Origin of the sequence: Alicyclobacillus suci, from assembly GCF_017329615.1 — a bacterium.
Classification (GTDB): domain Bacteria; phylum Bacillota; class Bacilli; order Alicyclobacillales; family Alicyclobacillaceae; genus Alicyclobacillus; species Alicyclobacillus suci.
Window position 1 is genome coordinate 1 of record NZ_JAFMTW010000068.1, and the last position, 9,143, is coordinate 9,143.

A 9,143-nucleotide genomic window follows, 5' to 3' on the forward strand; every position below is an offset into this window, starting at 1 on the left:
TCCGTACCATGATTTCGCCGTGTTCGCCAACAAATCCACCAAATACTTGAAAACATGCCCCGGTCAATGATCTCAATCACCTAATCGTCGAAATCCGGGATCAAATATCTCGAGAATTTTTCCAGGATCTATCGGACCATATGTAGGGCTTATAATCATCATATCCTGGCGTCCTAAAATGCGGTCCAATCTCCTCAATCCATATTCTGGATCCGATTTTTTCCAAATAGCGTAGTCATTTTGGGCATAGCGGATACGGGGCATAGCAAAGTTCCATAGATCAGTTCCAATAACAGATTCCATATCGTCGTCTTGGTAATGAACCAACTCAAGATGGACTGTATCTTCAGCTACTAGATATCCTCCGTCTCGTTCTTCCCAAGCAATAATGCCAAGTTCTTCAGAAGAGTATTCGTCCAGGATTGGAACACCAAGTTTAAGCGAAAGGTCTCTTCTGATACCGGGTGAAGAAGTCTCACTGTTTGTTGAAAAGGCTAGGATACCGAGTTCCTTGGCGTCAGGAAGTAATTCCGCAACCTTTAAGACATGTCTACCCACACCGGTGACAATTTTCGGTTTTAACGTCCGGATATGCTCTGCTAAATCTTCGTAAGAAGCCCCTAGACCAACTGTAAAGGTAGGATAGTCCCCCAAAATACTTGTCAGTAAAAATGGTTCATAGTATATCGAGTAAATCCAGTCCTCAGGTTGTAAGGGCGACTGCATCATGTTCTCAAACATTTGTATACGGTGAACAAACCAGTGCTTTTGTCGATCGGTATCATTAATCAGAGAGAGTGGAGTTCCAGTGGAACCTGAAGTACGAGACTTATGGTTGATCTTTACCCACGGATTATTAACTACTTCTCTATAGATCTCATGTAGATCGGCCTTTTGTATTATGGGGAGTAAAGTAAAATCTCTGAGAGATTTTAAATCCCCGGGCTCAAAACCAACATTTGAATATAGCCTCCGGTAGTAGGATATATGTTCATAAGAAAATTTAACCAGAGACTGTAGACGACGTAGGGTCCAACTGTCCAGTTCTTCACGCGGCATATTATCAAGTTTTCTGTAGCGAGTACGTTCATCGTGAAATGACTTAAGAATCTCAGTGTGTCTCTCTAAGCTCTCAACCGGCCATACTTGTTCAAATCTTATAAATGGCTTCAGAGATTCAGGTGACCCAGCCTTTTCAAATACATCAATGTAAGAATGAACCATATATGTTCCTCCTTTCAAATAATTAATACGACATTAAAAATCTTAAAAAACAAGATTGACTACTTTCCCAGTAAAAAAACTATGAATATTTTGTATCAATTCACGCATATTCTGCTCTCTAGATTCATAGGAATACCATGCACTACCAGGAGTCAAGACGACATTATCTAGTTTGAGGATAGGATTATCCTTATAACTGGTCAGATCATCAAGGCCTGCGCCTCTGATCCTATGTTGCCTCAGCACATCATACAACGCCGGTTCATTTATTAATCTTCCTCTACATGTATTGATTAAAAATGCATCCGATCTCATCATGCTGAGTAACTGTTCAGTAACTATACCTATCGTGCTTTGATTAGCTGGGAGATGGAGAGAAACGATATCACTTCTCTTCATGAGATCCTGTATATCTACGAGCTCGATTCCCTTCACTGGTTTCATGGATTTATTGGTTCCCAATACCTTCAATTGGAAAGCATTAGCAATGTGCGCGACTGCCTGACCAATTTGTCCTGTACCTACCAATCCAATTGTTTTTCCATGGATTTCAGAGCAGAGAAATGGATGATACAAATGACTTAACCCGCGTCTACATGCATTGTCAGCTTGTATAAGTTTTCGGTTGATAGCAAACAACAGGGCAAATACATGCTCAGCTACTGATTGTTTAGAGTATACTGGGCAATTTGATACCAAAATGCCATGGTGTGTGAGAGCATTGATGTCTATGTAGTCATAGCTAGTAGTAATTGCGATTAAATACTTTAATCTAGATATTTCAAGGACCATGTCTTGTGTAATAGAAGTCCATTCTACAATCGCTATATCTGTATTAGACAATCTTTTAATGGCTTCAACCTTATCGGGACGGTCACTAAATACTTGAACTTCCCCATATTCTCGCATCTTAGTAATGACCCACGTCGGGAGGTAAGTCGGTTCGTCAATGTAAGTAATCTTCATGCAATCACCTTACGAGCGCTACGTTATACTGGGTCGACAAAAAATCCGATAATCGATCACAGGCCTTTTTAAACATTTCTGAATCCCGTGCCAAGGCGATACGGATATATCGCTCGCCTATTTCTGGGTTGTTCCAATAGAAATGGTCTCCAGGAAGAACTCCCAATCCCGAAGCACGCATAGCCTCAAGTAATTCGATACTAGAGACATTTTCGCTTTGTATGTTTAACCACTCCACACTAATTGTCGAATGAGAAGAATACGGGATGAGAATGGAATCTTCTAACGAGTTCCGTAGGTATGCTCTGTTCGCCTCAATTAAGTCCCAAAGTGTTGTTTGAAGACCATATTTTTCTGTATCACGCACGTACTTAATTAGTAAGTTCAAAATAAAAGGAGATACGTTGAGAAGAATGTCATTATGCAACTCGAGGATACCTTCGTATAAATCCTCACTCGCAGCGAGAATACTGCACTTCAAGTCCTGTGTTGGCCATGTTTTCCCGGTGTCTTCCACCATAAAATAACTGACACCGGACTTCTCGAGTGCCCTGTATTGATCCCAAAGCGAATCAGGATGATAAAATCTAAAAGTGCAGTCAATAATCAATAATTTATCGTTCCTTTTGCACAATTCAATGACGGTTTCCACTTCTTCTTGATTTAACATAAATCCGGTTGGATTATTTGGTAAAGTTAAGAACAATGCATCTGTTGTTAAATTGTTAAGTGTATGCTCTAGGTTATGAGGTGCAAGGTCATCCTCTGCTACAGGCGTTAGTTGGACATTTCGTCTTTTTAAGATTGTAGCTAGATTATCGAAACATGGTTGCAGTAAGCTAACCGTTATACCTCTTTGTTGTAGGTATGTTGCGATTAGATCTGTTGAGAGCGACGCAGAATAACACAGCATGGTTCTAGGATGACTTATGGCCGAGTACTGATTAGCCAATTTATAAAACTCGTATTGAAATTCTTCCTCTAAGACTTTCTGTTTCGTAAATTCAGATTCGCAAAAAATCGAGGGCAACTCACCAACAATAGTTTTTTGGGTATTAGATTGACCTTGATGAGCGTGACCATCTGCCAAATTGTAATCTTGATTTAATCCTATAGCTTCATACCGAGTTAAATTATTGAACTTTGACAAAATACCCAACCTCTATTCTCCAATTTGTAGTGATCATGTATTTATGATAAATCATTTCCAGTTATTCTCGCAAGAGAAAAGTTTCAATCAATTGTTATTATATATGAATTAAAAATTTATCCAGGATTTCGACGATTTTGCGATTGAAGCAACCGACAGGGATGGATATTCAAGTAATTGGTAGATATGTTGTCGATACAATGAAATCATGGTACGTCACTTGAGTGATGGGCACCATTCCCCCCTCCCCAGAGCTGGGCTGTGAACTCCGCTTATGTAATTGGGAAAAGCCCTTACGTGGCGGTTTGAAGCATCTGCGATGACAGGTGTTTTGCACGTTCCGGAAGACGAATGCTCCACTGGCGTGCATGACGAACCAGAATGCCAGGTAGAAGGAAAAGTCTCCGTCTAAGGCGTCCGGCTGTCCATTGGCATAGTGCGGGTTGTAACGCTACGTGCTTGTATAGCACGAGCAGATTATATGCCAGTAGCTTTAGACCCTGCAGCGCTTTGTTGGCATCGAAATCCTTGCTGGAGAATTGGTCGACGGCGAATCCATATTTAGCTTCCTTGATGTGATTCTCAGCGTTGCCGCGATAATTGTAGAAGTGCCATACATCCTCGCCGCTCCAGTCAAACGTTGTGGCAATCGCTTCGTATTTCCAGAGCCAATCCGCACACAGCACTCCTGTGGGGCAATGTCTAAGCGACGTACAATGATGACCCGACGAGGTTTGTCCCAGGAAGTTGCCTGATACATGATGGAAGCGACGTCGCAGTCTTCCCTATCGCTCTCTGTGATGCAGTGCCAGAGGAGATTTGGCGCTTGTGCTAACTGTGCCAGTCGTTTGGTCCATTTCAGTTTAACCACGTAATCTCGTTTATCTTGCTCCAGTAGTTCTGCTTATTTTGCAACATCTGCGACAACATGCCCAACACAAACTTTATGGCTACTCCTTCAGACTCAAAATCGCCTTTAATTTCTCTTAAAGCACTGGCAATGTCCACGAACGAAGCATGAGCCTTCATTGAAACTTCAATGATGTCAACATCGGATTTAATTCCTCAAAAAAATCGGGTCGATTTCCCCAAAAACATCAGTTTTGATTTCCTCAAAATCATCGCGTAAAATTCCCCGGACATATGTTCGGTTAGTCTCTCACCTCCTCTTGCAGGGCATGGGTTACGCCTGCTTTGAGTTTATCCTTCATCCGGTAGCTGTTCCCGCGTATGTTGACCGTTGTCGCGTGGTGAAGCAACCGATCAAGTAGAGCCGATGCCAGCACCTGATCCCCAAACATGGTTCCCCAGTTGGTGAAGCTCGTATTGGATGTGATAATCATCGCCCCTTGCTCATACCGCTCAGAGACCAGACGAAAGAAGTTTGCTGCATCCAGCGCGTCCAGTGGCAGATAACCAACCTCGTCGCAGATGAGAAGCTTCGGTTGGATGTACACCTTCAATCGCTTTTCTAAGCGGCCCTCTTGATGCGCTTTTCGTAAATCGGCGACCAACCGCTGCATGGTGACGAAATACACACTCATTCGGTTTTGCAACGCCTCCATCCCCAGTGCCACAGCTAAATGCGTCTTTCCCACGCCGGGCGGACCGAGGAGGATGACGTTACTGCGCTCCTCCACGAACGACAGTTGTGCTAATTCCCTGATTTGTCGTTCGTCGATGGACGGCTGAAACGTAAAATCGAAGTCTGCCAACGTCTTGTGATACGGGAAGTGTGCTAGGCTGAGGCGAGTATGGAGGTAGCGGTTGAACCGCTCCTCCGTCTCTGCCTCCAACAAACGAGACAGAAACTCGACATACGTCGCCTGTTTTCCCGCAGCCCACTCCAGGCTGGCTGGGAGAATCGACGCGGCCTTCTTTAGCCCCAGTTCCAACAAAGATTCTTCCGTCTTGGCCAATAACAATGCTTCGCTCATTGCAATTGCCCTCCTGACGCGATTTGCTCATACACGTCCAGATCCCGTTGTTCCACGTCGGGTCCGACTTGAAGACCAGCGACTTTGCCCCGTGAATGCCTCGGCGTATCCATGGGGATGCCTTTTACGTGCTCAGGGTTGACGGAGACTTGATGCTTGTCCACGAGACTATGCTCGGCGATAACCTGACCGCCATATTCAATTTGTAGACGGCCCGTTTCAAACGCGCGGACTAGAACGTTTTTCCCCACGTACTGCCACGGCACAGAATACAGGCTGGCATTCCATGAGATTCGACAGTCGTTGAGGACCTTACGCAATGCACTATACGCCAATAGATACCGATGTTCCGGCAGCCGCTGCAGGTTTTCGTCAGGGAACCGAGACTGCGGCCGCTCATGGGTTGTTCCATGGATGCGGACGTTCGCAACGGTATCTCGCCATATGACTGCTTGCTGATTGACATCTGCCAGATCCACAAACGCGGTCGGCCAAAAGCTGTCGCGGATATAGCGAATGGGTCGCTCAATCTTTTCCTTCTAATGTGCAGCTACACATTAGAAAGGTAATGAGAAGTCCGGGATAATGAGAAGTTGAATGTCAGGCTCGTTGAATGAAGCAACCTACCTACAAATCAACTTCTCATTATGATCCCGTCTTATTTGCCTAGCTCCTTTAGCCAGTTCATCAGCCCCGTATTCCTTTGCCACTCTGGGAGCCTATCCGTTACAGTGTGATTTGCGCTTTTCTCTAACGCCTTTCGTTTCATTTCACCATCAATCCTTGCGTAAATCTCCGTTGTCTGGATGTCTACGTGTCCAAGAAAATCGCGAATGTAGATAAGATTCACCCCGGACTGTAGCAGATGAATCGCTTTGCTATGACGAAAACAGTGTGGTGAGAACTTATCTGGAAAAAGTTGAGGTGCCGTTTTTATGGCTTCCCTCGCGTACTTTTTGACGATATAAGCAATACCCTCACGAGTTAACTTGCTTTTCGATCGGTTCTGGAATAATGGGTAATCCCGTGCACAAGGCTCCGTCCAACCATTTTCGTCTATATACTGTTTCAAGAGTTGCTCCATGGGTCTCATCAAGGGGACGATTCTGCTTTTACCCCCTTTTCCTGTGAGTTTGACGGTTGCGGGTTCCGTTGCTCTCACGTCGAAAACTTTTAAGTCAGCAATTTCTTGCACTCTTGCCCCAGAGTCATACATCAGACTTAACAAAACAAGATCCCTTCTACCCTCCATGGTTTTACTGTTGGGCCTCCCAAGCAAATATTTCATGGCGTCCAGTGTCAAATGTTCAACAGCTGGCTTTGTTGTCTTTTTGATTGGGATGGCCAGGATTTGCTGTGCCGAATAGATATAATCGGGAAATTCCATCTGGAGGTATCGACAAAATGCGTGAATGGCGGCCAACCGCACATTGCGGGTGGAGGTTTTGCAATGGCGTGCATTTTCCAACCACCCCAGGTAGTCTTCGACCAATTGTTTGTTCAACTCTCCCAGTGTCAATTTGTCAGCTCTCTTTTTTTGTCCACAATAGAACTCAAGCAGCAGATGGAAAGAATCCCTGTAAGACATGACGGTATTCGGGCTCAGCCCCAACGTGCCTGGAAGGTACTTGGACAGAAATGTGGTTAAATAGTAAGCAAAATCCGTCGGTTTCACCCACGTTCCACCTCCGGAAAGATGTAAGCACATGTATTGGAAACCATTTGAATCAAATCGGGATAAGCCTCTACGGTCAATCGTACATAGTGCTGGGTTGCCGCAACAGACGTATGCCCAAGATAAGCAGAAAGAACAGGGAGGGCACAATACAAGTCCGTTCCCTCGCGAACTTGGTTGGCTAGAGTGTGAACACAAAATGTGTGTCTAAGGTCGTGCAGACGAGGTCCTTTCCCTTTTCCTCCATGGGAAATGCCTGCCCTCCATAGCAGTTCCCGAAATTGCTTATAGACGTTATCGTGGGTTAACGGGGTTCCGTTCTTGTTTCTAAAAAAATGATGTTTCGGTTCCGCGTGGCAATTAAATTGATGAGAATATCGCTTAAACATGTCCCAAAGTTCCTCCGACAAGGGAACCAGTCGGTCTTTATTAAATTTCGACGCCCGGATGAATAGAGTGCCCCTGTTCAGATCCACATCGGACACGGTCAAATGAATCGCCTCGGAAATCCGGAGTCCACAGCCATACAATAGTCGAAACAATAATGGAAAACTGGTGTGTTTATTGGACAGAGGGTGAGCAGGTATGCTGTCACATGCATGGAGAAAACATTGGATTTCGTTGTAACTGAAAATATAGGGTACAAAATCCCCCCTCCTGATCTTGCGTTTTCCTGGCGGAATATAAGCATCATAGCCTCGATGCTGTAGATACAATGCAAATTGGCGCAAGTCACTCGCACGATGTTCCCATGTTTTCACAGACTCATTTTTTCTCTTGGCCGTCCAATCCTCCACTAGTGGCTTGGTGAGTGCCTTGTTCTGAATGTCGTAATCCAATGAAAAAGCAGAAAATCTGCGGAGATTGGCAGAGGTCGTATCGAATTTGTAACCCAAGTCTCTCTTCATTTTCACGTAATCGCGGAGTAAGTCTTTAAATTCGCCCTCAAATTCCCCATGGTTCATATCAAAACACCTCCTCACCGTGGTTCCAATCAAACGGTGGCGGCGTAAGGGAACAGTTCCTAAGTTGATGGACATCTATTTTCAAGTAGACGGAGGTGGAGGTCGTGTTGGAATGTCCCAGAATTTCCGAGATCACAGGCAGAGGAGTTTGTTCTTCCAACATTGCGCTCGCTAAACTATGGCGATGCGCGTGTGGCCCGTGCCTCTTGCCGTCTTCAATCTTGATCCCAGATCTCCTCATATGGTGAGTGACAATACTATGCAGTGTGGGGGCTTCCAGTTTGCCAATCGGAGGAATCAGTCGAAGGAAAATGGCATTCGTCGTTGTACAGTCAGGTCGTGCATATCTCAAGTAGTCAATAATGGCAAGTCCCACATCTTCCAACAGAGGGAGGGTAACCGGCTTTTCTGTTTTTCCCTGTATGATCTCAAGGGTGCTGGTTTCCCATCTCAAATTTTCGAAGGCTAGGTCACATATGTCTTGGGCACGTAATCCGAGTCTGGCCGCAAGCAGGATCACGGCATAATCGCGTTTGCCTTTCGGATTTCCACGATCGATGGATTTCAACAGCTTGTCTACATCCTCTTTTGGGTAGGCTGAAGGAACCTTCGTTCGGCTTCTGTAACTATCTCTTGGAACAATGTAGGCGAAATCCTCCGTAGCCAATCCTTCCTGAAACAAATAGTGGAAAAAGGTGCGCAGGGCACAGAGGGTGTTATGAATGACTGATGGAGAGTAATTGGTGAATGTTTGAGTAAAACCAAGGACCAAGCCATGATCCAGTTCACGAGTGTTCTTAACCCCGCAATTATGGAGATAATCGGAAAACCTGTCCAAATAGATCGCGTAAGACTGCAGTGTATCCTCCGAGCAGCCTTCCAACCTACGGTAATCGATGTAGCCTTGAAACAATGACTGAAACTGTGGATGGTAAAAATGCACCTTGCGACGCGCTTTCGAAAGTATTATGCCGTGCTGTTGGTAGTCTGTTAACACATTGACTGCCCTCGCACAGATGGCCAGATGTCGCGGTAATTTCTTGAATACCACCAGTCCATACTCTTCTTCCAGAAAATCAAGTCCAATGCGGGCGTTCAGAATCGGGTTTTCTTTTTGCGTCATGTATTTGAGCGTTTTGCAGATTTATAAACTCCCGCAGGGCAAGGGTTTTTAGGGCATGAAAAAGGACTTCACCCCAACCTTCGAGAAGATTTCAAGTGACCAA

Annotated in this window: 9 protein-coding genes and 1 pseudogene; all 10 read right to left on the reverse strand. The window is 44.9% G+C overall.

Annotation, left to right across the window (positions count from 1 at the left end):
- Window positions 1-72: 72 nt before the first annotated feature.
- The gene (locus J3482_RS18685) at window positions 73-1,224 is read right to left on the reverse strand and encodes a phenylacetate--CoA ligase family protein (RefSeq protein ID WP_206922913.1); all 1,152 of its coding nucleotides are present in this window, start codon (window positions 1,222-1,224) and stop codon (window positions 73-75) included.
- A gap of 42 nt (window positions 1,225-1,266) precedes the next feature.
- A complete protein-coding gene (locus J3482_RS18690; RefSeq protein WP_146824908.1) occupies window positions 1,267-2,190 on the reverse strand; it encodes a 2-hydroxyacid dehydrogenase in 924 nt (307 codons plus the stop codon).
- A gap of 4 nt (window positions 2,191-2,194) precedes the next feature.
- Complete coding sequence (locus J3482_RS18695; RefSeq protein ID WP_146824907.1) at window positions 2,195-3,349, reverse strand: aminotransferase class I/II-fold pyridoxal phosphate-dependent enzyme; 1,155 nt, start codon at window positions 3,347-3,349, stop codon at window positions 2,195-2,197.
- 284 nt (window positions 3,350-3,633) lie between these two features.
- Entirely contained in the window at window positions 3,634-4,026 is a 393-nt protein-coding gene (locus J3482_RS21905) for a transposase (protein WP_188332427.1), read from the reverse strand.
- A 41-nt stretch (window positions 4,027-4,067) separates the two neighbouring features.
- Window positions 4,068-4,235: pseudogene (locus J3482_RS22290) on the reverse strand (IS1380 family transposase); the annotation flags it as partial.
- A gap of 256 nt (window positions 4,236-4,491) precedes the next feature.
- The gene (gene istB / locus J3482_RS18705; protein ID WP_206922914.1) at window positions 4,492-5,277 is read right to left on the reverse strand and encodes an IS21-like element helper ATPase IstB; all 786 of its coding nucleotides are present in this window, start codon (window positions 5,275-5,277) and stop codon (window positions 4,492-4,494) included.
- Window positions 5,274-5,756 carry a Mu transposase domain-containing protein gene (locus J3482_RS18710; protein ID WP_206922915.1) on the reverse strand — a complete coding sequence of 161 codons (483 nt, stop codon included), beginning with the start codon at window positions 5,754-5,756 and terminating at the stop codon, window positions 5,274-5,276. Before J3482_RS18710 ends, istB begins: the two co-directional genes overlap by 4 nt.
- 179 nt (window positions 5,757-5,935) lie before the next feature.
- Window positions 5,936-6,952, reverse strand: a complete 1,017-nt coding sequence (locus tag J3482_RS18715; protein WP_146824964.1) for a site-specific integrase — start codon at window positions 6,950-6,952, stop codon at window positions 5,936-5,938.
- Window positions 6,949-7,992 carry a tyrosine-type recombinase/integrase gene (locus J3482_RS21910; RefSeq protein ID WP_146824965.1) on the reverse strand — a complete coding sequence of 348 codons (1,044 nt, stop codon included), beginning with the start codon at window positions 7,990-7,992 and terminating at the stop codon, window positions 6,949-6,951. The genes J3482_RS18715 and J3482_RS21910 overlap by 4 nt, the downstream gene beginning before the upstream one ends.
- Window positions 7,919-9,040, reverse strand: a complete 1,122-nt coding sequence (locus J3482_RS18725; protein WP_206922917.1) for a site-specific integrase — start codon at window positions 9,038-9,040, stop codon at window positions 7,919-7,921. The genes J3482_RS21910 and J3482_RS18725 overlap by 74 nt, the downstream gene beginning before the upstream one ends.
- Between the last annotated feature and the right edge of the window lie 103 nt (window positions 9,041-9,143).